The 23,823-nt window shown below is 28.7% G+C and carries 26 protein-coding genes; 13 read left to right on the top strand and 13 right to left on the bottom strand.

What is annotated here, in order from left to right:
• The first annotated feature begins 1 nt into the window (after position 1).
• From ribF to AC5SLN_RS05660, 5 genes are read left to right on the top strand one after another with little or no spacing between them, the layout of a single operon-like run.
• Complete coding sequence (ribF, locus tag AC5SLN_RS05680; RefSeq protein ID WP_271480779.1) at positions 2-919, top strand: riboflavin biosynthesis protein RibF; 918 nt, start codon at positions 2-4, stop codon at positions 917-919.
• A gap of 1 nt (position 920) precedes the next feature.
• Positions 921-3,638 carry an isoleucine--tRNA ligase gene (gene ileS, locus AC5SLN_RS05675; protein ID WP_494593169.1) on the top strand — a complete coding sequence of 906 codons (2,718 nt, stop codon included), beginning with the start codon at positions 921-923 and terminating at the stop codon, positions 3,636-3,638.
• A gap of 9 nt (positions 3,639-3,647) precedes the next feature.
• Positions 3,648-4,148: a signal peptidase II gene (gene lspA, locus AC5SLN_RS05670; protein ID WP_494594201.1), complete on the top strand. Its 501-nt coding sequence runs from the start codon at positions 3,648-3,650 to the stop codon at positions 4,146-4,148.
• Positions 4,132-4,464, top strand: coding sequence for a DUF3035 domain-containing protein (locus AC5SLN_RS05665; protein ID WP_271766931.1), 333 nt, complete (start codon positions 4,132-4,134; stop codon positions 4,462-4,464). Before lspA ends, AC5SLN_RS05665 begins: the two co-directional genes overlap by 17 nt.
• A complete protein-coding gene (locus tag AC5SLN_RS05660) occupies positions 4,464-5,621 on the top strand; it encodes a phosphoglucose isomerase-related protein (RefSeq protein ID WP_494593167.1) in 1,158 nt (385 codons plus the stop codon). The genes AC5SLN_RS05665 and AC5SLN_RS05660 overlap by 1 nt, the downstream gene beginning before the upstream one ends.
• Here AC5SLN_RS05660 and rsmD read toward each other — a convergent pair.
• Together rsmD and purD are read right to left on the bottom strand one after the other, a co-directional pair.
• Positions 5,618-6,184 (bottom strand): 16S rRNA (guanine(966)-N(2))-methyltransferase RsmD, encoded by a 567-nt coding sequence (gene rsmD / locus AC5SLN_RS05655; RefSeq protein WP_494593165.1) that lies wholly within the window; start codon positions 6,182-6,184, stop codon positions 5,618-5,620. The genes AC5SLN_RS05660 and rsmD overlap by 4 nt on opposite strands.
• On the bottom strand, positions 6,181-7,446 hold the full coding sequence (gene purD / locus AC5SLN_RS05650) for a phosphoribosylamine--glycine ligase (RefSeq protein ID WP_494593164.1): 1,266 nt from the start codon (positions 7,444-7,446) through the stop codon (positions 6,181-6,183). The genes rsmD and purD overlap by 4 nt, the downstream gene beginning before the upstream one ends.
• A gap of 21 nt (positions 7,447-7,467) precedes the next feature.
• Between purD and AC5SLN_RS05645 the strand changes: the two genes are divergently transcribed.
• Positions 7,468-7,656: a DUF2093 domain-containing protein gene (locus AC5SLN_RS05645; protein ID WP_271486152.1), complete on the top strand. Its 189-nt coding sequence runs from the start codon at positions 7,468-7,470 to the stop codon at positions 7,654-7,656.
• A 13-nt stretch (positions 7,657-7,669) separates the two neighbouring features.
• Here AC5SLN_RS05645 and AC5SLN_RS05640 read toward each other — a convergent pair whose 3' ends face one another.
• The 5 genes from AC5SLN_RS05640 to ubiA all read right to left on the bottom strand — a co-directional run bounded on the left by AC5SLN_RS05640 (position 7,670) and on the right by ubiA (position 13,320).
• Positions 7,670-8,530, bottom strand: a complete 861-nt coding sequence (locus tag AC5SLN_RS05640) for a lysophospholipid acyltransferase family protein (protein WP_494593162.1) — start codon at positions 8,528-8,530, stop codon at positions 7,670-7,672.
• Entirely contained in the window at positions 8,527-9,276 is a 750-nt protein-coding gene (gene lpxK, locus AC5SLN_RS05635) for a tetraacyldisaccharide 4'-kinase (protein ID WP_494593160.1), read from the bottom strand. Before lpxK ends, AC5SLN_RS05640 begins: the two co-directional genes overlap by 4 nt.
• Positions 9,277-9,463: 187 nt before the next feature.
• Positions 9,464-10,714 (bottom strand): 3-deoxy-D-manno-octulosonic acid transferase, encoded by a 1,251-nt coding sequence (locus AC5SLN_RS05630; protein ID WP_494593158.1) that lies wholly within the window; start codon positions 10,712-10,714, stop codon positions 9,464-9,466.
• A complete protein-coding gene (locus tag AC5SLN_RS05625; protein ID WP_494593157.1) occupies positions 10,714-12,456 on the bottom strand; it encodes an ABC transporter ATP-binding protein in 1,743 nt (580 codons plus the stop codon). Before AC5SLN_RS05625 ends, AC5SLN_RS05630 begins: the two co-directional genes overlap by 1 nt.
• A complete protein-coding gene (gene ubiA / locus AC5SLN_RS05620; protein WP_494593155.1) occupies positions 12,457-13,320 on the bottom strand; it encodes a 4-hydroxybenzoate octaprenyltransferase in 864 nt (287 codons plus the stop codon).
• Between the two features lie 52 nt (positions 13,321-13,372).
• Between ubiA and AC5SLN_RS05615 the strand changes: the two genes are divergently transcribed.
• Complete coding sequence (locus AC5SLN_RS05615; RefSeq protein ID WP_271486171.1) at positions 13,373-13,777, top strand: DUF2721 domain-containing protein; 405 nt, start codon at positions 13,373-13,375, stop codon at positions 13,775-13,777.
• Here AC5SLN_RS05615 and AC5SLN_RS05610 read toward each other — a convergent pair.
• The 5 genes from AC5SLN_RS05610 to AC5SLN_RS05590 form a co-directional block, all read right to left on the bottom strand.
• Positions 13,774-14,748, bottom strand: coding sequence for a quinone oxidoreductase family protein (locus tag AC5SLN_RS05610; RefSeq protein ID WP_494593153.1), 975 nt, complete (start codon positions 14,746-14,748; stop codon positions 13,774-13,776). The genes AC5SLN_RS05615 and AC5SLN_RS05610 overlap by 4 nt on opposite strands.
• Positions 14,748-15,587, bottom strand: coding sequence for a pirin family protein (locus tag AC5SLN_RS05605; protein ID WP_494593151.1), 840 nt, complete (start codon positions 15,585-15,587; stop codon positions 14,748-14,750). The genes AC5SLN_RS05610 and AC5SLN_RS05605 overlap by 1 nt, the downstream gene beginning before the upstream one ends.
• Positions 15,588-15,596: 9 nt before the next feature.
• Positions 15,597-17,135, bottom strand: coding sequence for a glutamate synthase-related protein (locus AC5SLN_RS05600; RefSeq protein ID WP_494593148.1), 1,539 nt, complete (start codon positions 17,133-17,135; stop codon positions 15,597-15,599).
• Between the two features lie 97 nt (positions 17,136-17,232).
• Positions 17,233-17,643 (bottom strand): DoxX family protein, encoded by a 411-nt coding sequence (locus AC5SLN_RS05595; protein WP_018413556.1) that lies wholly within the window; start codon positions 17,641-17,643, stop codon positions 17,233-17,235.
• Positions 17,643-17,879: a CDGSH iron-sulfur domain-containing protein gene (locus AC5SLN_RS05590; protein WP_006997769.1), complete on the bottom strand. Its 237-nt coding sequence runs from the start codon at positions 17,877-17,879 to the stop codon at positions 17,643-17,645. Before AC5SLN_RS05590 ends, AC5SLN_RS05595 begins: the two co-directional genes overlap by 1 nt.
• A 94-nt stretch (positions 17,880-17,973) precedes the next feature.
• Here AC5SLN_RS05590 and AC5SLN_RS05585 point away from each other — a divergent pair, with 94 nt between their 5' ends.
• The gene (locus AC5SLN_RS05585) at positions 17,974-18,333 is read left to right on the top strand and encodes a winged helix-turn-helix transcriptional regulator (protein WP_006997770.1); all 360 of its coding nucleotides are present in this window, start codon (positions 17,974-17,976) and stop codon (positions 18,331-18,333) included.
• On the opposite strand, the gene AC5SLN_RS05580 is transcribed toward AC5SLN_RS05585, so the two are convergent.
• Positions 18,326-18,988, bottom strand: a complete 663-nt coding sequence (locus AC5SLN_RS05580) for a haloacid dehalogenase type II (protein WP_006997771.1) — start codon at positions 18,986-18,988, stop codon at positions 18,326-18,328. The genes AC5SLN_RS05585 and AC5SLN_RS05580 overlap by 8 nt on opposite strands.
• 17 nt (positions 18,989-19,005) lie before the next feature.
• On the opposite strand from AC5SLN_RS05580, the gene AC5SLN_RS05575 reads away from it, so the two are divergent.
• From AC5SLN_RS05575 to AC5SLN_RS05555, 5 genes are all read left to right on the top strand, one after another.
• A complete protein-coding gene (locus tag AC5SLN_RS05575) occupies positions 19,006-19,707 on the top strand; it encodes an RsmE family RNA methyltransferase (protein WP_011281498.1) in 702 nt (233 codons plus the stop codon).
• A 61-nt stretch (positions 19,708-19,768) separates the two neighbouring features.
• A complete protein-coding gene (coxB, locus tag AC5SLN_RS05570) occupies positions 19,769-20,584 on the top strand; it encodes a cytochrome c oxidase subunit II (RefSeq protein ID WP_271623272.1) in 816 nt (271 codons plus the stop codon).
• Positions 20,585-20,586: 2 nt separating this feature from the next.
• On the top strand, positions 20,587-22,221 hold the full coding sequence (gene ctaD, locus AC5SLN_RS05565) for a cytochrome c oxidase subunit I (RefSeq protein ID WP_011281496.1): 1,635 nt from the start codon (positions 20,587-20,589) through the stop codon (positions 22,219-22,221).
• 32 nt (positions 22,222-22,253) lie between these two features.
• The gene (gene cyoE, locus AC5SLN_RS05560) at positions 22,254-23,165 is read left to right on the top strand and encodes a heme o synthase (protein ID WP_006997775.1); all 912 of its coding nucleotides are present in this window, start codon (positions 22,254-22,256) and stop codon (positions 23,163-23,165) included.
• 121 nt (positions 23,166-23,286) lie between these two features.
• On the top strand, positions 23,287-23,823 hold the full coding sequence (locus tag AC5SLN_RS05555; protein ID WP_271623270.1) for a cytochrome c oxidase assembly protein: 537 nt from the start codon (positions 23,287-23,289) through the stop codon (positions 23,821-23,823).

Raw genomic sequence — 23,823 nt, 5'->3', positions numbered from 1 at the left:
TATGAAGTTGTATAAAGATTTTAATATTTCAAACAATCATAAAAAATCAATTATCTTGATTGGAAATTTTGATGGCGTTCATTTAGGTCATCAAAAATTATTTAAATTAGCAAATACTTATAAAAAAAAATTTAATCTAAAAATTGGTGTTTTAACATTTGAGCCAATGCCTAAAATGTTTTTTAATAAAAGTTTTAAAAACTTTAGAATTTCAAATATAAATCAAAAAAAAATAATTTTAGATCATTTAGGGGTTGATTTTATAATTACTAAAAAATTTGATAAAAAATTTTCTGCAATTAAGTCTGATTTTTTTATTAAAGAAATTTTATCAAAAAAATTAGAAGCCCAATACATATTTGTTAGCAATAACTTTCGATTTGGTAACAAAAGAGAGGGAGATGTTAGGCAGTTAATAAAAAATGAAGAAAGATACCATTACAAAATAGTAAAACCACAACCACTAATTTTAAATAAAAAAGTTATCTCTTCAACATATATCCGCTCTCTTCTAGAAAAAGGACAGTTAAAGAAAACTAATAAGTTATTAAGTCGAAATTGGTCAATTGAAGGAATTGTTCAAAAGGGAAGACAGCAAGGAAAAAAAATTGGTTTTCCAACCTGCAATATTGATATTAAAGATTATGTGATTGCGATGCCTGGAGTGTATGCCGTTAAAGTAAAACAAAAAAACTCCAATAAATCACTAAAAGCGATTGCTAATCTTGGTTATAGACCAACTTTTAATCAAAAAAAAATTTTATTAGAAGTTCATATTTTTAATTTTTCTGGAAATCTTTATAATAAGTATTTATCAGTAGAGTTCACAAAATTTATAAGAAAAGAGAAAAAATTCAAAAACGTTGATCAATTAAAAAAACAAATTCAAAGTGACTTAAAAGTCGCTAAAAAAAGTTAACATGAGCAAAGAAAATATAAATTTACCTAAAACAGCTTTCTCCATGAAAGCAAATTTACAGAATAAAGAACCTGAAATTTTAGAATATTGGAAAAAAATTGATCTTTATAAGGAGTTGAGAAAATCTAATAAGGGAAAAGAGAAGTTCATACTTCACGATGGTCCACCATATGCGAATGGTAATATTCACATGGGTACTGCTTTAAATAAAATTTTAAAAGATATTATTGTTAAATTCCATCAAATGGATGGTAAAGATTCTGTATATGTCCCAGGATGGGATTGTCATGGTTTACCCATTGAGTGGAAAATCGAAGAACAATATAAAAAAAACAAAAAAAATAAAAATGAAGTTCCAATAACAGAATTTAGAAAAGAGTGTAGAGAGTTTGCTGAAAAATGGATTGAAGTTCATAAAACACAATTTAAAAGACTAGGTGTTGTTGGAGATTGGGATAATCATTACGCGACAATGAGCTTTGAAGCAGAAGCCCAAATTGTAAGAGAATTAGGAAAATTTTTAAAAGAAGGAAGTCTTTATAGGGGTTTTAAACCTGTACTTTGGTCAACTGTAGAAAAAACAGCTTTAGCAGATGCTGAGGTTGAGTATCAAGATCATAAATCAGATACAATTTATACAGCCTTCCCAGTAAAAAAAACAAATATAAAAGAATTAGAAAATACAGAAGTTATTATATGGACAACTACTCCATGGACTATACCTGCAAACAAAGCTCTAGCTTATAATGAAGCCTTAGATTATTTAATAATTGAATTAGGTGATGAAGGAGATTTTAAGAATAAAAAAATAGTTGTTGCGGAAGCTCTACTAGAATCTGTTATTAAAGATTGTGAAATCAAAAGTTATAAAGAAATAAAAAAATTTAAGGGTAAGGATTTTAAAGATACAATTTGTAGTCACCCTTTCTTAGAGCTAGGTTATGATTATGATATACCAATGCTTGAAGCAAGATTTGTTACAACAGAACAGGGAACAGGTATTGTTCATTGTGCACCCAGTCATGGTCCTGATGATTTTAATCTTTGTTTAAAGCATGGGATAAAAGCCATAGAGACAGTAGATGGTGATGGTAAATACACTAAAAACCTTCCTTTATTTGAGGGAACTCATATTTTTAAAGCTAATCCAATTGTTATTGAAAAATTAAAAGAACAAAAAAAGTTATTATCTAATGGGGAACTAGTTCATTCATATCCACATTCATGGAGATCAAAAGCACCTCTTGTTCATAGAGCAACTCCGCAATGGTTTATTTCTATGGAAAGTCATGGCTTGAGAAAAAAAGCATTAAAAGCTCTTGATGATACTAAATTTTATCCAGACAAAGGCAGAGAAAGAATAAAAGCAATGATTGAAACAAGGCCAGATTGGTGTGTTTCAAGACAAAGAGTTTGGGGAGTTCCACTTCCAATATTTGTTCATAAAACTACTAAAGAAATTTTAGTAGATGATAATGTAAATGAGAATATTGCGAGCATTTATGAAAAAGAAGGTTCTGATTGTTGGTTTTCTGATAGTCCTCAAAGATTTTTAGGGGATAAGTATAAAGCAGAAGATTACGAAAAAATAAGTGATATTGTTGAGGTTTGGTTTGATAGCGGTTGCACTCATGCATTTGTTTTAGAAAAAAGAGAAGATCTTCAATGGCCAGCATCAATGTATTTAGAGGGTTCAGATCAGCATAGAGGATGGTTCCATTCGTCACTTTTAGAATCTTGTGGAACAAGAGGAAGAGCGCCTTATGAATCGATATTATCACATGGATTTGTTGTGGATGGCAAAGGTCTGAAAATGTCAAAATCTGTAGGAAACGTAATTGCACCTGAGGATATTTTAAAAAAATATGGTGCAGATATTTTAAGAATATGGGTTGCTTCATCCAATTATGAGGAGGATTTAAGAATAGATTATTCAATTTTAGAACAGCATGCAGATTCTTATAGGAAAATTAGGAATACCTTTAGATATTTATTAGGAAATTTAAATGATGATTTTAAAAAGATAGATTTAGAAAAATTAGATTTAAATCAATTACCTGAATTAGAGCAATATATGCTTCATAGAGTATATGAGCTAAATAAAAATTTTAAAAACTATTTTAGATCATATGATTTTCATAATCTTTATAAAGAACTATTGAATTTTTGTACTGTAGATTTATCTGCATTTTATTTTGATATCAGAAAAGATGCTTTATATTGTGATAGCAAAGACTCGGAAAGAAGAAAAAGTTGTATTATAGTTTTAAATATATTGCTTGAGTCTTTAAGCAAATGGTTTGCACCAATTTTATCATTTACAACTGAAGAAATTTTTACGTTGATTAATAAAGATGAAAAAAGCATTCATCTTGAAAAATTTATGGAGTTTCCAAAATCTTTTGAAAATAATCAATTAAATAACAAATGGATTGAATTAAAAAAAATAAGAGATATTTGCAATATTAGTATAGAAGCAAAACGAGCAACTAAAGAGATAGGCTCAAGCTTAGAGGCAAAAATATTAATTAATTTAAATGATAAAATGATTGATAGTTTTAAAGATATAGATTTTTCAGAGTTATGTATCACTTCAAGTGCTATAGTTGAAAAAAGTTCATCAAGTGAAATAACAGTAATTACTAATAAAGCTGAAGGTGAAAAATGTACTGTATGCTGGAAAATAAATAAAAATGGCTGTGAAAGACATCCAAACTAAAAAAATTAAATACCTAAAGTGAATTTAAAAAAAATATCAATCGACATTTTACTTATCTTTTTTATTTTTTTAGTCGATAGGGTTTCTAAAATTTACATTATTAAAATTAGCGAAATAGAAAGTAAAGTTGATATTTATTTGACTGAGTATCTGAATTTTTACCTTATTTGGAATAAAGGGATCGCCTTTGGATTATTTTCTTTTAATGAAAGTTTTATTTATAACTCGATCACTTTAATAATAGCACTGATAAGTATTATATTAGCGATAATGATCTATAATAGTGATGGCTTTAAAAAAATATCCTTAATATTTGTTCTTGGTGGAGCATTAGGAAATCTTTTTGATCGAATATATTATTCTGCAGTACCAGACTTTATTGATTTTCACTTTAAGGATTTTCATTGGTTTGTCTTTAATATCGCAGATATATTTATAACATTAGGTGTTATATGCCTTATTTTTGATGAAATATTTGCTAATAATAAAAAAAATGAAAAATCTATTTAAAAAAATATTTCTTACATTAACAATTTTGTTTATGGTCAGCGCCTGTCAAAGTGTCAAAGATGGCTTGACTGGAAAAAAACAATCCAATTCAGACGAATTTTTAGTTAAGAAAAAAAATCCATTATCACTTCCACCAGATTTTGAAAATTTACCAGAACCAACAACTTTAAATAAAGATGATAATCAGGAAGAAAGTGAGATTAGTTTGAAAGAAATTTTAACTAAAGGCTCTAATACTGAGAGCACAGTTACTTTATCTGAGTCACCAGATAGTTCATTAGAAAAAAGTATATTAGAAAAAATTAAAAGCAATTAATGCTTACAAAAAATATTAAATTTAAAAATTTTAAGATTAAAAAAAATAGTAAGAAAATAAAAAAAGACTTAAAAAATATTTTACTTAATAGAAATGCAGTATTAGATTCTCTAAGTACAAATTATAAGAGTAGCTATAATAAAAAAATTATTCTTAAATTTAAAAAATTTAGCAATATAAGAATAATTGGTATGGGTGGCTCGATTCTAGGAACAGAATCTATTTATTATTTCTTGAAGAATAGAATAAAAAAAAATTTATTTTTTTTTAATAATCTTCAGTCAAAGATTGATACAGGTTCTAGTAAAAAAAAGTACCTAAATATTATTGTTTCAAAATCAGGAAACACTCTTGAAACAATATCAAATTCAAATATTATTATTAAAAATCAAGATAAAAATATTTTTATTACAGAAAATAAAAATAATTATTTACACTTATTGGCTCAAAAATTAAAAACTGAAATAGTACACCATAATAATTTTATTGGAGGCAGATATTCTGTTCTCTCTGAAGTGGGAATGTTACCTGCTGAACTTATGGGTTTAGATAGTACTAAATTTAAACAATTAAATAACCTGATTAAAAACAAAAAATTTATTGATGCTTTAGTTATAAATGTAAATAATTCTTTATATTTTTTAAAGAAAAAAAAATTTAACTCAATTATTCTTAATTATGACGAAAGTTCAGAAAGTTTATTCAGATGGTATCAGCAATTAATGGCTGAAAGTTTAGGAAAAAAGGGAAATGGAATTTTGCCCACAATATCATTAATGCCGAAAGATAATCACAGTGTGATGCAGCTTTACTTAGATGGCCCAAAAAATAATTTTTTTACTTTTTTTCATGTCAGCAATAAAAAATCAGATAAAATTATTAATAGCAAGATTCTTGATTCACACAGTCATTTAAAAAATAAAAGTCTCAGCGAAATAATTATTTCTCAAAAATTAGCAACGGAAAAAGTTTTTTTAAATAAAAAAATTCCTTTTAGAAGTTTCGAAATAATCAATCGGAATGAAAATGCTTTAGGAGAGTTATTTTGTTTTTTTATCTTAGAAACTATTTTAATTGGAAGAGCGCTAAAAATTAACCCATATGATCAACCTGCTGTAGAGCTCATCAAAAAAGAGACAAAAAAAATATTATTTTAATAAGTATACGAACCAAAAAATACCCTTGATATTCCGTAAGTTTTTTCTTCAATAATCCTAAATACTTTTGGAAATTCATCTTTATCATTTTTGTGTCTATGAATAATTATTATTCCGTTATCTTTTATTATCTTTGCCTCAAATATATCTTTTATTATTTTACTCAGGTTTTTTTCTTTATAAGGAGGATCCATGAAAATAATATCAAACTTAGTATCAAAGTTTTCAAAATTTAATTGGTTTAAGATGTTTTTATCGATCACCGATGAATTATCTTGGTAACCAAGATTAAAAATATTCTTTTTTAAGATTGGCAAAACAATACTGTAGTTTTCTACAAAAGTTACACTTTTGGAACCTCTAGAAAGGCACTCAAGTCCAAAAGACCCTACTCCAGAAAATAAATCTAAAATATTTGATTTTTCAAGTGCAGTATTAAATTTATTTGAATGAGTAATTATATTGAATATAGATTCTTTTGTTAAATCTTTAAGTGGTCTCGTATTAATATCTATAGGATCAAATATTTTTTTACCTTTTGATTTTCCAGATATTATTCTCATTCATTAATAACCTTGTAACCAATATCTTTTCGGTAAAAGCCACCATTCCAATTAAGTGATTTAATCATGTCTATTATCTTTATTCTAGAGGTAGAAAAATTTTCTGATAAAGAGACAAAATTTAAAACTCTCCCACCAATTGCATAGAATTTATCATTAATAAGTTTCGTTCCAGCATGGAAGCAATATTCATTTGTGCGTAATTTTATTTCATCCAAATGTTCAATCAAAATATTTTTTTCAAATTGGTCTGGATATCCATTTGAGCACATTACAATACATAAACTTTTTTTATTATGCCATTCTATCTGAGTGTTATTTAGTTTTTCATTACAACAGGATAAAAAAATTTCTAATAAATCAGATTTTAGTTTTGGTAGAATAGTTTGACACTCAGGATCTCCCATACGTACGTTATATTCTATTAAATAGGGCTCACCTTCTACAATCATAAGGCCTGCATATAAAAAACCTTTATAGGTTGTGCCCATTTCTTTTAAACCTAAAATTGTCGGTTCAATAATTTTTGATAAAATTTTTTTATCTAATTCATCATTAATTAATCTTGAGGGAGAGTAGGCACCCATACCTCCAGTATTTTTACCCACATCTCCTTCTGAAACTCTTTTATGATCTTGAGCAGTGTCAAACTTTTTTATTGTTTTACCATCACTAATTATAAAATAACTCATTTCTTCACCACTTAAAAATTCTTCAACTAGCAAGTTATGAGCAATACCAAATTTACCATTAAAAATTTCATCTATTGCAATTTTAGCTTCATCCAGCTTATTACAAATATAAACACCTTTTCCAGAAGCCAATCCATCAGCCTTTATAACAATAGGATATTTAGTTTTATTTATAAATTGCTTAGCTTCATCAATATTTTGAAAAATTCCAAAGTTAGCAGTTGGAATATTATATTTTTTACATAAGTTTTTTGTAAAAATTTTTGAACCTTCTAATTGAGATGCAATTTTGTTAGGACCAAAAACTTGAATATTGTTTGCTTCTAAAAAATCTACAATTCCCTCTACGAGTGGCTTTTCAGGACCAACAATAATTAAATCAATCTTATTTAATTTTATAAAATCTTTTAATTCATTGAAATTTTCTAAGTTTATTGAAATATTTTTGGCAATTTTTGCTGTTCCAGCATTTCCTGGAAAACAATATAATTGCTCTATTTTTTTAATAGTACTGAGTTTGTGACAAATAGCATGTTCACGACCACCACTTCCTATTATCCCAACTTTCATGTAATAATGTATAAACTAAAAATGAATAAAAAATTAGCAAAAATAAAATATTTACCAAATAATTTTGAAGTTATTGAGGAGGGTGATCATGTAATTTGCGCGGTATCTGGTAAGAAGATTGATCTAAATACTTTGAATTATTGGAATGTGGATTTGCAAGAACCATATTATTCGTACGTCGAGGCAGCAAAAAAAAGAGAAAGTGAATAACTTTAAAGAATTCTTATTTCCAACGATTATGAGACCAAATCCATTGTTCAGGATTTTTTAAAATCATTTTTTCTAACAAACGGTTTAAGTTTAAAGTTATCGACTCAATTGTTTCATCACCTGAAAAATTTATTGGCTCATGTATAGTAATTTGGAAATTTGTGCCCTGTATTCTTTCAATATAAACAGGGATTATTTTGCATTTAAATTTTTTAACAAATTGTGCAGGAATAGTAGTTGTAAAACACTCATCATTAAAAAATTTAGCCTTAATACCTTGAGAAACTCTTTGATCAATCATGAGTGCTATAGAAGTTTTCTGTTTGAAAAATCCAAGTAATTGTTTAGTACCTGAAATTCCTTTTTTGATTTGATTTTTACAAATGTATTTTTTTCTTACCCTCTCCATTATATAGTTAAGAAATTTATTATTAAGCGGTCTATAAATTGCTGCTAGGTTAATCCCTGATTTTTCAATATGTAGAGCCATTAATTCAAAGTTATTGAAATGTCCTGAAACAAATATAACAGGCTCATTATCTTTTTTAATTTTTTCAAGCACATCTTGACCTTTAACTTTTATATTATTATTAAATTTGGTCCCTCTAAAATTTTTTATAAAAACGTATTCAGCAAGTATTCTTCCATAATTTCCCCACATCTTTTTGGAAATTTTATCTAATTCCTCAGGACTTAAATGTGGAAGTGCTCTAAGAATATTTGATTTAATTAAATTTTTAGATCTAAAAAAGGGCCCAAAACTAGATGCAATTTTATTAGAAATAAATGAAGCAATTTTAAGCCCTAAAATTCTAAATAAAAGAAGAAGTGTAATTATAATTAAAAATTGAAAAAAATATTTTATTAATTTCATATATATTTTTTTAAATGATTTATTAGCCTATCTTCATTCTTGATATCCAGCTCAACTTTTAAATATCTAATATCATTATTATCGATTGATTTAATCTTAATATAATCTTTTTCAGTAGTTAATATCTTCAAGTTAAGTTTTTTTGCCTTATATTTTATTTGATCAATATCCTTATGAGTATAGTTGTAATGATCAGGAAAAATTATTTCTTTAGTTATCTTAATATTATTATTGATCAATGTTTGTCTAAAACTTTCAGGATTACCTATGCCTGAAAAAACCATATAATCATCGTTAATATTAAATTCTTTGATATTTATAGCTTTATAGTTAGTCTCAAATATTTCAATATTAGCATTATAACTTTTTAATAGTAATTTTAATTTAGAGTTATCTACCTCATTTCCATTAATAAAAGCCATGTCATACTTTGAGATACTATTTATTTTTTCTCTTAGAGGTCCAGCAGGAATTAAAAAACCATTTCCAATTAATTTTAAATCATTGAAGCAAACAATTTTTAGATCATAATTTATTGATCTATCTTGTAGACCATCATCAAAAATTGCCACATCTTTATTGTCTAGAATTGCCTTATTAAGTCCATCAATTCTATTTTTTTCACAGTAAAGTTTAGTTTTTTCAGATAGCATTTTTTGCTCATCATAATGGCTTTTGTAGTACTTTTTAATAGTGCAAGTATTAATATCAAGTTTATTTAAAATTTGATAAATTTTTATTGTCAATGGAGTTTTTGCTGTGCCACCTACATATATATTTCCTACACAAATTTTTTTAGGCTTATGATCTTTTTTTTTATTTTTTTTTTATTTAAGAAAAAATTATTTAAAATTAGAGGGAAAGTTAGTGGCAATAAAATAAATGACAATAAATTTGGACGTTGATAGTCCCAAAATTTTGGTTTTTTAAATTTCATTTTTTCTTTATATGAAAGTTTATCTCATTTAAGGTTGAGTTTAAAATTTTAGAACTAAGATTTTTTATTTTTAATTGAAGTTTTTTAGAATTGCTTTTATTGTTAAGTATCTTGCTAACTTTAAGAGTTAATTGATTGGGTGTGGTAACTTTATGTGATGCTCCATTAGCTTTTAAAAGGTTATAAATTTCTTTAAAATTCCATATATTTGGACCATGTAATATTTGACACCCATACTTTGCTGCTTCCAAAGGATTTTGCCCTCCATGTTTAATAATTGAGCCTCCTAAAAAAACAGTTTTACTAATCTTAAAAAAGGATTGGGTTTGTCCAAAAGTATTTACTAGGTATATATCTGTTTTTTTATCAATCTTTTTTTTAGAGTCATGCAAGTGAATTTTTAAATTCATTTCCTTTATATCTTGGAGAATTTTTTTAACTCTATGAATATGTCTTGGTATTATAATTGTTAATAAGTTTTTATACTTAACTTTAAGTTTTTTATGTGTATTTGCACATATTTTTTCTTCAATTCCATGTGTGCTGGATGCACACCATATTTTTTTTGTTAAAAAAAATTTATTTAAATTATTACTTAATTCATTTGTAGTTTGTTTGCTTTGAGTAAATTTTAAATTACCAAAATATGAAATTTTTTTTGCCCCAAGTAATCTTAAATAATTCTTCGACGCCAAGCTTGATGATATGCATATGTCAAAATTTTGAAATATTATTTTAGCTGAGGAAGAAAAAAACTTCCATTTCTTAAAAGATTTCTCAGTTATTCTTGCGTTAATTAACATTAATGATATTGATTTTTTTTTTATATTTGTGAGCATATTTGGCCATATCTCGGAATCTATAAAGATTGCAATGGACGGATCCCAATATCTTAAAAATTTATTTGTATTGTAATTTGTATCTATTGGAAAAAATTGATGGACAGTTTTTTTTAATTTTAATTTTGATAAAATTTTAGAGGAACTTAGTGTATTTGAAGTTATTAAAATTTGTTTGATTTCTTTATTTTTTTCTAGCTTTTCTATTAATGGAATTACACTTAGTATTTCTCCAACACTTGCACCATGAAACCATATTAATTTTCCCTTTAGCTTCTTTTTAGAAAAAAAACCAAGTTTTTCTTTAAATCTTAGTGGATCCTCTTTTTTCTGCAATAATCTTATTAAAACAATTATAGGTGATAAAAGTAAAATTAAATTTATTAGTATTCTATAAAAAAGAAACATTAAACTTTCTTAATTTGTTTTTCATAGAAGTTCTTGTAAACTTTTGAATTAGCTAATAATTGGTCATGCGTTCCTTCACCAACAACTGTGCCAGCATCTATTACATAAATTTTATCAGAGTTTAAAATTGTTGATAATCTATGCGCTATCACAATTGTCGTTCTATCTTTGGTTAAAAAATTTATAGCATCTTGAATTTTATTTTCAGTTTCTGCATCTAGTGACGATGTTGCCTCATCTAACAGAATAATTTGACTTTTCTTTAGCATTGCTCTCGCTATAGATAGTCTTTGTTTTTCTCCACCAGACAATCTTGTTCCATTTTCACCAATAATAGTTTCATACTTATTTGGAAGTTTTTCTATAAATTCACTGGCATAAGAATATTTTGCTGCTTCTTCAATTTCTTTTTGACTTGCACCTAGGTTTGCATATGCAATATTATTTCTAATCGTATCATCAAATAAAGTAGTGTCTTGACTAACAAGTGAGATATTTTTTCTAAGAGAGCTTATTGTGCAATTATAGATTGACTGATTATCTATTTCTATATCTCCTGAAATTGCATCATAAAATCTTGGGATTAAATTCAAAATTGTTGATTTCCCAGCGCCGCTATGACCTACAATTGAAGTCATTTTTCCACCTAACATTTTTATATTAACTGAATTTAAAGTGTTATTTTTTATTTCTTTTTCATACTTAAAAGAAATATTTTTAAACTCAACATCACCAGCATTAACTTTTATTTCAGTACTATTTTTGTTTTCTTGAAGTTCTGACTTTTCATCGATAATTGGTAAAATTCTTGTTGCTGCGGATAAGCCCTGACTAATAGTTATGTTTAAAGTCGCAAGTGACCTCACTGGTTGATACGCTAGCATCATAGCCGCAAGAAAAGAGAAAAAATTATTTATATCAATTTCATTTTTTAAAACCAATTTTCCAGAATAAAAAATTAAAACTGCTATCATAATACCTGTTAAAGTTTCCATTATCGGTGAAGATCTAACGTAGACAGTTGCTATTTTTACAGTTTTTTCCTTTACATCGTTTATAAATTTCTCTGCTCTTTTATTCTCATATTTTTCTTGTTGAAAAATTTTAATAAGTTTATGATTTTTAAATAGCTCAATTAAATATGTATTAAGAATTCCAGCCTTAAGCATTTGTTCTGTAGCTACTTTGCTTATTCTTTTGCCCAAAGTTCTTGCTGCAAAAGTAGCCAAAGGTATCATTATGATTGCTATCAAAGCAAGTTTCCAATTTTGAAAAAACATTACAGTAAGTAAACCAATTAAAGTTAAACTATCTTTAAATATATTTAAAACTGCAGTACTAATTAGGTTGGTAATATGATTTACGTCATTAGTTATATTGGATATAAATTTTCCAGTATGTTTTGCATCAATTAATTTTGTATCTGCTGTAATTAAGTTATTTAACATGTCACATTGAAGGTCTTTTCTTACTTCTTCTGAAACACCTATCATAAGAACTTTTGCCACATATAGTGAAAAGCCTTTTACTGCAAAAGCAATAATAATAAAAATTGGAATAATAATTATTAGTGCTTGGTCTTTTTCAATAAATATTTTTTCAATTGCTGGATCTAAGAGATAAGCTATCCCTGAAGTACTTCCAGCAACTAGTAGTGCAAAAAAAACTGATAATAGTATTTTTTTTATATGTTTTTTTGTGTAATCGAAAAAAAGTCTTTTTATAATGTCTATTTTATTCATTTAAAATTTTCCAATTAAAATATTACACAAAACAATTGCACCAAAAAAATTATTACTTTTAAAAATTCTTAGACAATTTTTAGGATCTTTGAAATTAAAATTATAGATTTGATAAAAAAATAAATGAGTAGTTGGGATGAGAATAAAAAAATAAAACATTGTATTAAGCTTCATATAAATACCTACTAGTATTAAAGAAATTATAAAGATTAAATAGCATGTTGTTAAAAATAATTTTGGTTTTTTTTTAAATTTTATTGAAGTAGATTTTACTCCTATAATTTCATCATCTTTAATATCTTGAAACCCGTATATTGTGTCGTATCCCAGTGTCCAAAATATGGCTCCTAAGTAAAAGATAATAGCTACAGCATTTATTTCACCTTGAATTGCAGTCCATCCTAAAATTAGACCATAATTAAATGTTATTCCTAAAAATAATTGAGGCCAATAAGTAAATCTTTTCATTAATGGATAAGTAAATGCTAAAGGCATAGAGCCAAGGGCTAAGATAATTGTTAAATTATTAAAATTAATTAAAACTAAAAAAGCAATCGAACATAAAATAATAGCATAGAGCAATCCCAATTTAACAGAGACATTACCTGAAGCGATCGGTCTATTTTTTGTTCTTGAAACTTTTTTATCAAACTCTTTGTCAGAAATATCATTTACAATACATCCTGCAGAACGCATTAGAACTGATCCTAAAAAAAATAATAATAAGTAAAAAAAATAACCATTTAAGTTTTTTGAGAAATCATAAGCAAGAGTTAGTCCCCATGCACAAGGCCAAAATAATAGCATATAGCCAATAGGTCTTTTAAATCTTGTTAGTTCAATAAAGAGATTTAATTGTTTCATAATAATTTACTTGTAAATAACAAAGGCTAGTTTCATAATCAAATTGATTCGTATGAATATAGATTACACAGTTACAGCATTGATGTTTCCAGCCATTCCTTTATTGATGAGTGTATATAGCAACAGATTTCATTCTTTGAGTAAGCTTATTAGACAGCTTCATGATGAACATGTGTATGAAAATCATATTCCTCCTGAGTGGAAAAAACAGTTTATAAATTTAAGTGGAAGAATTGTTCTTTTAAAATGGACTATTATGTTTGCTGCATTTGGTTTCTTATTTAATATGTTGACTGTGTTTGCCCTTTATTTAAATGAAATTTTTGCTGCAAGATTAATCTTTGGATCTTGTTGTTTATCGATGATGATTTCAATTGTTGTTTTTATGAGGGAAATTCAAGTATCAACAAATGCATTAAAATTGCATATGTCTGATATGGATGTTGACTTAGATTAATTAGGAATAATAACCGCAGGACCAGTTAGCAGTCTTGCTTCTAATTCTTCATGAGCTTTTTTAACATCATCAAGTGAGTATTTTTTTGAAATTTCAACTTTAAATTTTCCAGATAAAATTGCATCAAAAACTTTTTTAGCAGACTCAACCAACTCTTCTCTTATCATGGTGTAATGTGCAATTGAAGGACGAGTAAAAAACAATCCTTTTGCATTAATATGTTTTTTAACATCTATAGTGTCAACGTAACCTGATGCGTTACCAAATGCCACCATCATGCCTCTAACCTTTAAGGTTTCAATTGATCCATCAAATGTTTTAATACCAACACCATCATAGACAACATCAACTCCATTTTTACCTGCAATTTTTTCCACCTCTTCAACAAAGTTTGTATCTGTATAATTTATTACATGATGACAACCATTTTTTTTAGCAATAGCCTCTTTTTCTTTAGAGCCAACAGTTCCAATAACTTCAGCTCCTAATGCATTAGCCCACTGGCATAATATTTGTCCAACACCACCAGCTGCTGCGTGGTATAATACTTTGTCACCTTTTTTAATTGGATAAGCTCTGTGTAATAAATATTCAGCAGTAATCCCTTTAAGCATAATGCAAGATGCAATTTCATCTGAGATACCCTCTGGAACTAAAACTAATTTTTCTTGAGGAAACAATTGTTTTTCGGAATAACTTCCAATTGGCATTGAAGAGTGAGCTACTCTATCGCCAACCTTAAATAGATCAACTTCTGAACCAACTTCTTCAATTATTCCACATGCCTCTAGGCCAATTCCACTTGGAAGAGGAATAGGATACAAACCTGTTCGGTGATAAACGTCAATATAGTTAAGTCCAATTGATAAATTTTTTATCAAAACTTCTTTTGGACCTGGTTTATCAATCTCAATATCTTTAATTTCTAATACTTCAGGACCACCAAATTTTTCTATTTTAATAGTTTTCATTATTTTACAAATGTATCATTATGATAATCTTGAACTGCTTGCAAGATCTCTGCTTTAGTATTCATTACAAATGGACCCCCTCTAGCAATAGGCTCACCAATTGGCTTTCCAGATATCAATAAAAACTTGGCTTTAGTTAAGCTAGAGACTTTTAATTTTTCTCCCCTAGTTAGAATAATTAAAGTAGAATCTTTGACGGCATCATGATCTTGATTGCCAACTTTAATTTCACCTTCAACTAAATATATTAATGAATTGTGAGTTGAGGGAAGATCAAAATTAAAATCTTTTCCTTTTTCAAGCTCTACATCAAAATAAACAGGCTCAACATTATGACCTTTAACAGGTCCTTCTGCATCTTGAAATTTTCCAGCAATCACTTTGACAGTTTTATCATCATCTTTATGAGTGCTCATTTTATCTGCATCAATATAAATATATTCAGGTTTAGTCATTTTCAATTTAGCAGGCATGTTTACCCATAATTGAAATCCATGAAGCTTACCTTCTTTCATTGCAGGCATTTCTGAATGAATGATACCACTTCCAGTTTTCATCCACTGAACATCTCCAGCAGTCATTATTCCTTCGCCACCTGTACTGTCTTTATGTTCAAAGTCACCAGCAAGCATATACGTTACTGTTTCAATTCCTCTGTGAGGATGAGGAGGAAAGCCCCCAATGTAATCATCTTTATTTTCGGAACCAAATTCATCTAACATTAAAAAGGGATCGTGGTAATCAATAAGGTGAGTGCCAATGCTTCTCTTTAATTTAACACCAGCACCATCTGATGCCGCAACTGGCTCTATTATTTTTTCTACTTCAATATTATTCATTTCTATCCTCTATTTATTGTTTTGCTTATTATTTATAACTCCACCAAATGACACACCAGATAGCTCGCTCATTTCCTTCTTCCAAGTTGTTAAGTCATTTATAGAAAGTTTATTAAGATGATCATGTCCGCATGCTCTTGCCAATATCTTCATTAGATCTACAGATGCATTAAAAAATCTAGTTAATCTTCCAGAAGATTCGGCAATATTTAATTTTTTTCTAAGTTCTGGTTTTTGAGTGGCAATACCAGCGGGGCAATTATTTGTATTACACATTCTAGCACCCACACATCCTATTGCTTGCATGGCTGAGTTAGAGATTGCAATACCATCTGCTCCAAGAGCAAGTGCCTTTACAAAATCTGCTGAAGTTCTTAATCCACCTGTTACAATTAATGACACATGGTCATAACCTTTTTTATCTAAATAATTTCTAGCTCTTGCTAAGGCTGGAATTGTAGGAACAGAAATATTATCTCTAAATATTAAAGGAGCTGCTCCTGTTCCACCGCCACGCCCATCAAGAATAATATAATCAGCACTAGCACTTACGGCAAATTCAATATCATTTTCTATGTGTTGGGCAGATAACTTAAATCCTATTGGAATACCACCAGTTAACTCTCTAACTCTGTTTGAGAATTTTAAAAAATCATCAACTGTTGTTAGGTCTTTGAAGGTAGAAGGAGAGATAGCATTTTCACCTTCTGGAATTTGTCTTACCTCAGATATTTTACCTTTAACTTTATTACCTGGTAAATGTCCACCAGTTCCAGTTTTTGCAGCTTGACCACCCTTAAAATGAAAAGCTTGAACATTTTTTAATTTATCTTCTGAATAGCCAAATTTAGCAGATGCAAGTTCATAAAAATACTTTGAATTATTTTTTTGTTCTTCTAAAAGCATTCCACCTTCTCCCGAACAAATTCCTGTACCAGCTCCCTCAGCACCTTTTGCTAAAGCAATTTTAGCCTCCTCTGACAGTGCACCAAAACTCATGTCAGATACAAAAATTGGAATCTTTAAAGTCAGGGGTTTTTTTGAGTTTTTACCTATAATTATATCTGTTCCAACTTTATCGTTATCTAGAAGAGGTTTTTTTGCTAGTTGGGCTGTAAGTATTTGAATATCTTCCCACTTTGGTAAGTCTTTCGAGGGAACACCCATTGCCCCCATTTCTCCATGATGACCAAGTTTTGTTAAGCCATTTTTTGCAAGCTCATGGATGTATGCAAGATGTGGCTCTTCTTCTGTACTCGTTATTTCATTAGTGCTTGAAACTTCTTCTGATTTATTAATTTGATCAGAGGTAAAATTTTTATGTGTACCGTCACAATAAGGTTTGGTGCTACTATGTTTACACATACAAAGATAAGCATCACCAGTTTCTTCAGCTTTAAAATTTATAGGCTCAAATGAAGTACCAGCATGAGACCAATCACAAAATGGTTGGTTTTTAGATTTTCCACAAGTACAAAACATGTATTCTTCATTTTGTACTAGTTCTACTTTTTTAGGTTTGTTATCTGCTATAGTTGGCTTATCCATTAATACCCTTACTCTAATAAATTAAATCTTAAAATAATATGTAATTTTTTATAAGTGTCTTAATTTAAAGCATCAAGACACTTATATATTTAGTTAATTAACGATTATTTAATTTTTTATCTAGGCTAAAATCTTTTGTTTCATTAACAACTAAGAATAAAAAACCACCAGCAAGAGCAATATTTTTCATAAAAGATATAAACTGCATTTGATCAGAAAGATTATTATGAAAAATAACTGCTGTAGCGATGCAAAATATACTTAATAAAGCTGCTGAAACTTTTACTTTATATCCAATCATAATTAATATCGGTGCACCTATCTCAAGTATGATAGCTGGTATTAAAAAAATGCCAGGCACACCTAAAGACTCCATCCAACCAACTGTTCCTTCATAGTTTCCAATTTTATTAATTCCACTTAACAAAAAAATTAGAGAGATAAGTATTCTACCAGTCAGATCTAAGATATTGTTCATATTTTTAGTTCTTTTACTTGCTTTAATCATTACTTGCTGTGTGAACCATCGCAAAGAGGCTGGTTGTTAGTTTGTTTACAAGCACAAAAAAATACTTTTTTTGTTTCTTCTGCTTTGTAAGCTAGAGGAGTGAATTCTGAACCTTGATGAGATCCATCACAAAATGGTTGCTTTGAACTCTTTCCACATGAACACCAGTAGTAAGATTTATCTTTCTCTACATCTACTGCAATTGGTCCGTTACCTGCGTTTTGTCCTTTAGTCATATTGATCCTTTCAATTTATTTGACTTCTATTTAGTGCTTTGGTATTAATAAAGCAATAACGCAAAGTAAACATACTAGTATACAAAAACATACCATGAAAAATTTAATAGATTGTCCAGCTGAAAGAGCCGTTTACTTTCTTGGAGGTAAATGGAAAATTAGAATTTTGTTTAGTTTGCTGCAAAGTAAAAAAATTAGATTTGGTGAGCTCAAAAAAGGATTAAAAACCATTACACAACAAATGTTATCCAAGCAGCTTAAGGAACTAGAAGGAGATGGAATAATTAATAGAAAAGTAATTCGAATAATGCCCCCAAAAGTTGAGTATTCACTTACAGAATTTGGGCTTTCGGTTATGCCTATCTTAAGATCCTTTTCAGAGTGGAATAAAAGAAATACTCGAACTATTTCAGTAAAACTAAATAAGAATTTTGAAGAAAATAGAATTAGATAATATCAAGCAATTGTTTTAAGTTTTTAACCTCATCTTTAGGTTTATAATCAAGATTATCAAAAATATTATTATTTCTGTTTACCCAAATAGAACTGTAACCATAATTTCCACCACCAGAAACATCCCAAGTATTAGCACTTAAAAATGCGACTTCTTCTTTTTGTATTTTGTATTTTTTAATTGGCATGTCATAAACTTTTGAGTCTGGTTTATAAATTCCAACTTCTTCAATTGAAAAAATATCATCAAATATATTATCTAAATTATTACTCTTAACTAATTCGTTAAGAAGAGAGGGTGTTCCATTTGAAAGAATACCTAATTTATAATTTTTTTCTTTTAATCTTTTTAAAATTTCAGGTACTTCAGGAAAAGGTGAGAGCACCTTATAAAGATTTAATAATTCATTTTTCATTGATAAATCTATTTCGTAAGCCTTCATAGATTTATCCAAACTATCTTCTGTCACCTGCCAAAAGTCTTTATGTCTATTCATTAGACTTCTAAGCCAAGTGTATTCTAATTGAGTAGTTCGCCAATAATTAGCAAAGCCTTCCCATTTATCACCAATTTTATCTTTACATTTTTCTGCTGCTGAATTGACATCAAATAAAGTGCCATATGCATCAAAAATTATTGCTTTAATATTTTTCATAAATTAACTTAACATTAATGAGTAATATTAGATTATTTTTTAAAGAAAGTTTATCACTTAATTTAACTGCTAAGCTTGATAAATCTCAATCTCACTATGTGAATAAAGTAATGAGAATCAAAGTGGGTGAGGTTTTTTCTTTATTTAATAACAGTGGAGAGTGGGAAGCAAAAATTTTAACTATTTCAAAAAGTATAGTTGAATTTAATATTACAAAACAATTAAGACAAAAAGAAAATGTAAAAGATTTGTGGTTAGCTTTTTCACCCATTAAATCAAATTATTTTAATTTTATGATTCAAAAAGCAACAGAGCTTGGTGTTACAAAATTTTTACCAATAATATTTGATAGAACAATTGTTAGAAAAATAAATAAAGAAAGATTAGAAAAAGTAATCATAGAAGCTGCCGAGCAATCTAATCGTATTAATGTTCCGCTTATTGAAGATCCCCAATCATTAAAAAGTTTTTTAAATCATGAAAAGATGGACTTAATATTCACAGATTTAAATTCTGAAAATAAAAAATTAGATTTTAATAAATTAGCTCATAATCCAACTTGTGTAATTATTGGTCCAGAGGGAGATTTTTCTGAAGAAGAAAGGGGGGAGATTCTTGCCTTTAAAGGGGTTCAGCCAATTAAAATAAACGAAAATATACTTAGATCAGAAACTGCTGTAATTTCAGCCTTATCAATTGTTAATTACCTAATTAATTGATATTTTGTCGCGAAAACTAAAGTGTAATTTTTTAAAAGACACTTTATATAGTGTGTAACAAATGAAAAAATTTTTAATAACAATTATAACTACAATGTTAATAACTAGCGCCTGGGCGGATCAGCCTAAAAACTGGCAGCTAGGCTTTCAAGATTCTGCCTCTCAAAGTATGACTGAGATTGTTAGTTTTCATAACAACATTCTCCTTCCTGTAATTATTGCTATTAGTGTTTTTGTTTTATTTCTTATGATTTATGTTTGTATAAGATTTAGAGCGTCAAAAAATCCTAACCCATCAAAAACTACTCACAATGTTGCTGTAGAGGTTTTGTGGACACTGATTCCATGTTTAATTTTGATAGTGATGGCAGTTCCATCTTTTAAAATTTTGTATAAACAAGATACTATTCCAAAAGCTGACCTAACAATTAAAGCTGTTGGTTACCAGTGGTACTGGGGCTACGAGTATCCTGATGAAAATATTATTTTTGAATCGTATATGATTAAAGAAGCTGAATTAAAAGAAAACCAACCTAGATTATTAACTGTTGATAATGAAGTTATTGTTCCAGTTAATAAAGTGGTTAAAGTTTTAATTACAGCCAACGATGTTTTGCATGCTTGGGCATTACCATCATTTGGAGTTAAGAGAGACGCAGTTCCTGGAAGAATAAACGAAACTTGGTTTAAAGCTGAAAAAGTTGGAACGTACTATGGTCAATGTTCTGAACTTTGTGGAATTGAGCATGCTTTTATGCCTATCACAGTAAAAGTTGTGACAGATGAAGAATATGCAATATGGTTAGCAGAGGCTAAAATGAAATTTGCAAAAGAGCCAATTGCAGTAAATGAATATAAAAAACTAGCGAGTAAATAAAAATGTACACAAAAACAGCATCACACGACGATCATCACACACCAACAGGTTGGAAACGTTGGGCTTACTCAACTAACCACAAAGACATTGGTACAATGTATTTAATTTTTGCAATTGTTGCAGGAATTATTGGTACAGCTTTTTCAGTATTAATGAGAATTGAATTGATGCATCCTGGTGATGGAATTTTAGGTGGCAACTATCACTTATATAATGTGTTGGTTACAGGCCATGGATTAATAATGATTTTCTTTATGGTAATGCCTGCAATGATTGGTGGATTTGGTAATTGGTTTGTCCCAATTATGATCGGTGCACCTGATATGGCTTTTCCAAGAATGAATAATATTTCATTTTGGTTATTACCAGCTTCATTTATTTTACTATTACTTTCAATATTTGTAGATGGCCCTCCAGGTCAGCAAGGTGTTGGTGGAGGATGGACTTTATATCCACCTTTATCGTCAAAAGCTGGACAACCAGGACCTGCTATGGATTTTGCTATTTTAAGCTTACACTTAGCTGGAGCTTCTTCAATTTTAGGAGCAGTTAACTTTATTACAACAATTTTAAATATGAGAACGCCAGGCATGACTTTGCATAAAATGCCTTTATTTGCTTGGTCTGTTTTAGTTACAGCATTTTTATTATTACTATCACTACCTGTTTTAGCTGGTGCTATCACAATGCTTTTAACAGATAGAAATTTTGGAACAGCATTTTTTGATGCTCAAACTGGAGGAGATCCAGTTTTATACCAACACTTATTTTGGTTCTTTGGTCACCCTGAAGTTTATATTTTAATTTTACCTGGCTTTGGAATGATCAGTCATATCGTTTCAACATTTTCTAAGAAACCTGTATTTGGATATTTAGGAATGGCTTATGCGATGGTTTCAATTGGGGTTGTTGGGTTTGTTGTTTGGGCTCACCACATGTATACGGTAGGTTTAAGTACAGATACTAAAGCATATTTTTTAGCTGCAACAATGATTATTGCGGTCCCAACAGGGATTAAAATATTTTCATGGATTGCAACAATGTGGGGTGGATCAATTTCATTTAAAACTCCCATGATGTGGGCATTAGGTTTTATATTTTTATTTACAGTAGGTGGTGTAACAGGTGTTGTTCTTGCAAATGCAGGTGTTGATACTGCAATGCATGATACTTATTATGTAGTTGCTCACTTTCATTATGTATTATCTTTAGGTGCAGTGTTTGCAATCTTTGCAGGATTTTATTATTGGTTTGGTAAAATGTCTGGGTATGAGTATTCAGAATGGATGGGACAATTACATTTTTGGTTAACATTCATTGGAGTGAACTTAGTATTTTTCCCTCAACATTTTTTAGGTTTAGCTGGAATGCCAAGAAGATATGCTGATTACCCTGATGCATTTGCTGGATGGAATTATGTTTCGTCAATCGGCTCATACATAGCGGTTGCTGGCTTACTAGTATTTTTTGCTAACTTAATTTATTCTTTTTCTAAGAAAAAAGCTGCAGCTCAGAACCCTTGGGGAGAAGGAGCTACAACTCTAGAATGGACTGTACCATCACCACCAAATTTTCATACTTTTGAGGAATTACCAAAATTTGAAGATCCAGATGGTGCTGAAAAAGTATCTAGTTAATAAAGTTACAGCTTTTTCTATATTAAATATTGATGATTAACTCTAAATTAAAAAATAGAAATTTAAACCAAGTGAATGTGTTTAATTTTTCTGAATTATTCAAGCTAATGAAACCAAGGGTAATGTCTTTGGTAATCTTCACGTGTGCTGTGGGTTTATTAATGGCGCCTTCTACAGTTTCTACAAAAGATGCAATGATTGCAATTCTTTTAGTATCAATTGGTGCAGGAGCCGCTGGTGCTCTAAATATGTGGTACGAATCTGATCTTGATGCATTAATGACAAGAACTTGCTTGAGACCAATTCCAATGGGAAAGGTTAATAAAAACCAAGCCTTAATTTTTGGAACATCACTTTCATTTTTTTCAGTAATCGCATTAGATTATTTTGCTAATACAATTTCAGCAGTATTACTGCTGTTTACAATTTTATTTTATGTTTTTGTTTATACAATCTGGTTAAAGAGAAAAACTCCACAAAACATTGTCATTGGAGGTGCTGCAGGAGCATTACCGCCAGTAATTGGATGGACTATAGCAACTAACTCATTATCTCTTGAGCCAATAACCTTTTTTCTGATTATATTTTTTTGGACACCATCGCATTTTTGGGCGTTAAGTCTTTATAAATCAGATGATTATAAAAAGGCAAAAATTCCAATGCTTCCATTAACTAATGGGATAGAGAGCACTAAAATAAATATTTTAGTTTATTCATTATTAATGTTGCCAATGGTTATTTTACCCTACGCAATAGATTTTGTTGGATTAGTATTTCTAGTACCAGCCCTAATGCTTACATTGTATTATAACATTTTATGTTTTGAGCTTTATAAGTTTAAAAAAAATAAATTTAACCCCAAGAAAGCAAAAACAATATTTGGATATTCAATTTTATATTTATTTTTGATATTCGTAATTTTTTTGATAGATAAGATATTATGATGATACCAGACAAAAAAACTAAACGAAAAAATATTTTAACAGCAGTAGCAATAATAGGATTTATGATATTTCTGTTTTTTTTTACACTTTATAATACGGGTGTTTTTGATAGATCAATATAGTGAAAAATAAAACCTTAACTCCAATTCTTTTAGCTGGAATATTTTTTTTAATGTTAGGACTCTCATTTGCTGCAGTACCCTTGTATGATTTATTTTGTAGAGTAACTGGGTTTGGTGGAACAACACAAATATCAAGAGAAGCGCCAGATATAATTTTAAACCAAAAAGTTAGCGTTCGTTTTGATACAAATGTAAATAAACTTCCTTGGAATTTTAAATCAAAAAAAAATGTTATGGATGTTAAAATTGGTCAAGTGAACCGAATCGAATTTGAAGTTGAAAATTATGGCAATGAAACAACTTATGGAGTTGCATCTTTCAATGTTTCACCATCATCATTTGGTAAATATTATAGCAAATTGGGATGTTTTTGTTTTGAAAAACAGGCCTTAAAAGCAGGCGAAAAGGCCACTTATATTATGACTTTTTATTTGGATCCAGAAATGGTAAATGATCCCAATACTAAAAATATTAAAGATGTAACTATGTCCTATACTTTTTTTTCATCAGATTACTATAACCAATCAAAATTATAA

This window comes from Candidatus Pelagibacter sp. PS_31, assembly GCF_059417865.1.
Note: the sequence above shows the minus strand (reverse complement) of the source record. Positions and strands in the feature narration are given on the sequence as shown.

Excerpts from the sequence above, each read along its gene's own strand:
- AC5SLN_RS05615 (WP_271486171.1), top strand. The coding sequence starts at position 13,373 with ATGAATATAGATTACACAGTTACAGCATTGATGTTTCCAGCCATTCCT.
- purD (WP_494593164.1), bottom strand. The coding sequence starts at position 7,446 with ATGAAAGTTGGGATAATAGGAAGTGGTGGTCGTGAACATGCTATTTGT.
- AC5SLN_RS05630 (WP_494593158.1), bottom strand. The coding sequence starts at position 10,714 with ATGTTTCTTTTTTATAGAATACTAATAAATTTAATTTTACTTTTATCA.
- AC5SLN_RS05645 (WP_271486152.1), top strand. The coding sequence starts at position 7,468 with ATGAATAAAAAATTAGCAAAAATAAAATATTTACCAAATAATTTTGAA.
- coxB (WP_271623272.1), top strand. The coding sequence starts at position 19,769 with ATGAAAAAATTTTTAATAACAATTATAACTACAATGTTAATAACTAGC.
- AC5SLN_RS05575 (WP_011281498.1), top strand. The coding sequence starts at position 19,006 with ATGAGTAATATTAGATTATTTTTTAAAGAAAGTTTATCACTTAATTTA.
- AC5SLN_RS05600 (WP_494593148.1), bottom strand. The coding sequence starts at position 17,135 with ATGGATAAGCCAACTATAGCAGATAACAAACCTAAAAAAGTAGAACTA.
- AC5SLN_RS05595 (WP_018413556.1), bottom strand. The coding sequence starts at position 17,643 with ATGATTAAAGCAAGTAAAAGAACTAAAAATATGAACAATATCTTAGAT.
- AC5SLN_RS05625 (WP_494593157.1), bottom strand. The coding sequence starts at position 12,456 with ATGAATAAAATAGACATTATAAAAAGACTTTTTTTCGATTACACAAAA.
- cyoE (WP_006997775.1), top strand. The coding sequence starts at position 22,254 with ATGATTAACTCTAAATTAAAAAATAGAAATTTAAACCAAGTGAATGTG.
- rsmD (WP_494593165.1), bottom strand. The coding sequence starts at position 6,184 with ATGAGAATAATATCTGGAAAATCAAAAGGTAAAAAAATATTTGATCCT.
- AC5SLN_RS05660 (WP_494593167.1), top strand. The coding sequence starts at position 4,464 with ATGCTTACAAAAAATATTAAATTTAAAAATTTTAAGATTAAAAAAAAT.
- ubiA (WP_494593155.1), bottom strand. The coding sequence starts at position 13,320 with ATGAAACAATTAAATCTCTTTATTGAACTAACAAGATTTAAAAGACCT.
- AC5SLN_RS05665 (WP_271766931.1), top strand. The coding sequence starts at position 4,132 with ATGAAAAATCTATTTAAAAAAATATTTCTTACATTAACAATTTTGTTT.
- AC5SLN_RS05640 (WP_494593162.1), bottom strand. The coding sequence starts at position 8,530 with ATGAAATTAATAAAATATTTTTTTCAATTTTTAATTATAATTACACTT.
- AC5SLN_RS05580 (WP_006997771.1), bottom strand. The coding sequence starts at position 18,988 with ATGAAAAATATTAAAGCAATAATTTTTGATGCATATGGCACTTTATTT.
- AC5SLN_RS05610 (WP_494593153.1), bottom strand. The coding sequence starts at position 14,748 with ATGAAAACTATTAAAATAGAAAAATTTGGTGGTCCTGAAGTATTAGAA.
- AC5SLN_RS05605 (WP_494593151.1), bottom strand. The coding sequence starts at position 15,587 with ATGAATAATATTGAAGTAGAAAAAATAATAGAGCCAGTTGCGGCATCA.
- ribF (WP_271480779.1), top strand. The coding sequence starts at position 2 with ATGAAGTTGTATAAAGATTTTAATATTTCAAACAATCATAAAAAATCA.
- AC5SLN_RS05585 (WP_006997770.1), top strand. The coding sequence starts at position 17,974 with ATGAAAAATTTAATAGATTGTCCAGCTGAAAGAGCCGTTTACTTTCTT.
- ileS (WP_494593169.1), top strand. The coding sequence starts at position 921 with ATGAGCAAAGAAAATATAAATTTACCTAAAACAGCTTTCTCCATGAAA.
- AC5SLN_RS05590 (WP_006997769.1), bottom strand. The coding sequence starts at position 17,879 with ATGACTAAAGGACAAAACGCAGGTAACGGACCAATTGCAGTAGATGTA.
- ctaD (WP_011281496.1), top strand. The coding sequence starts at position 20,587 with ATGTACACAAAAACAGCATCACACGACGATCATCACACACCAACAGGT.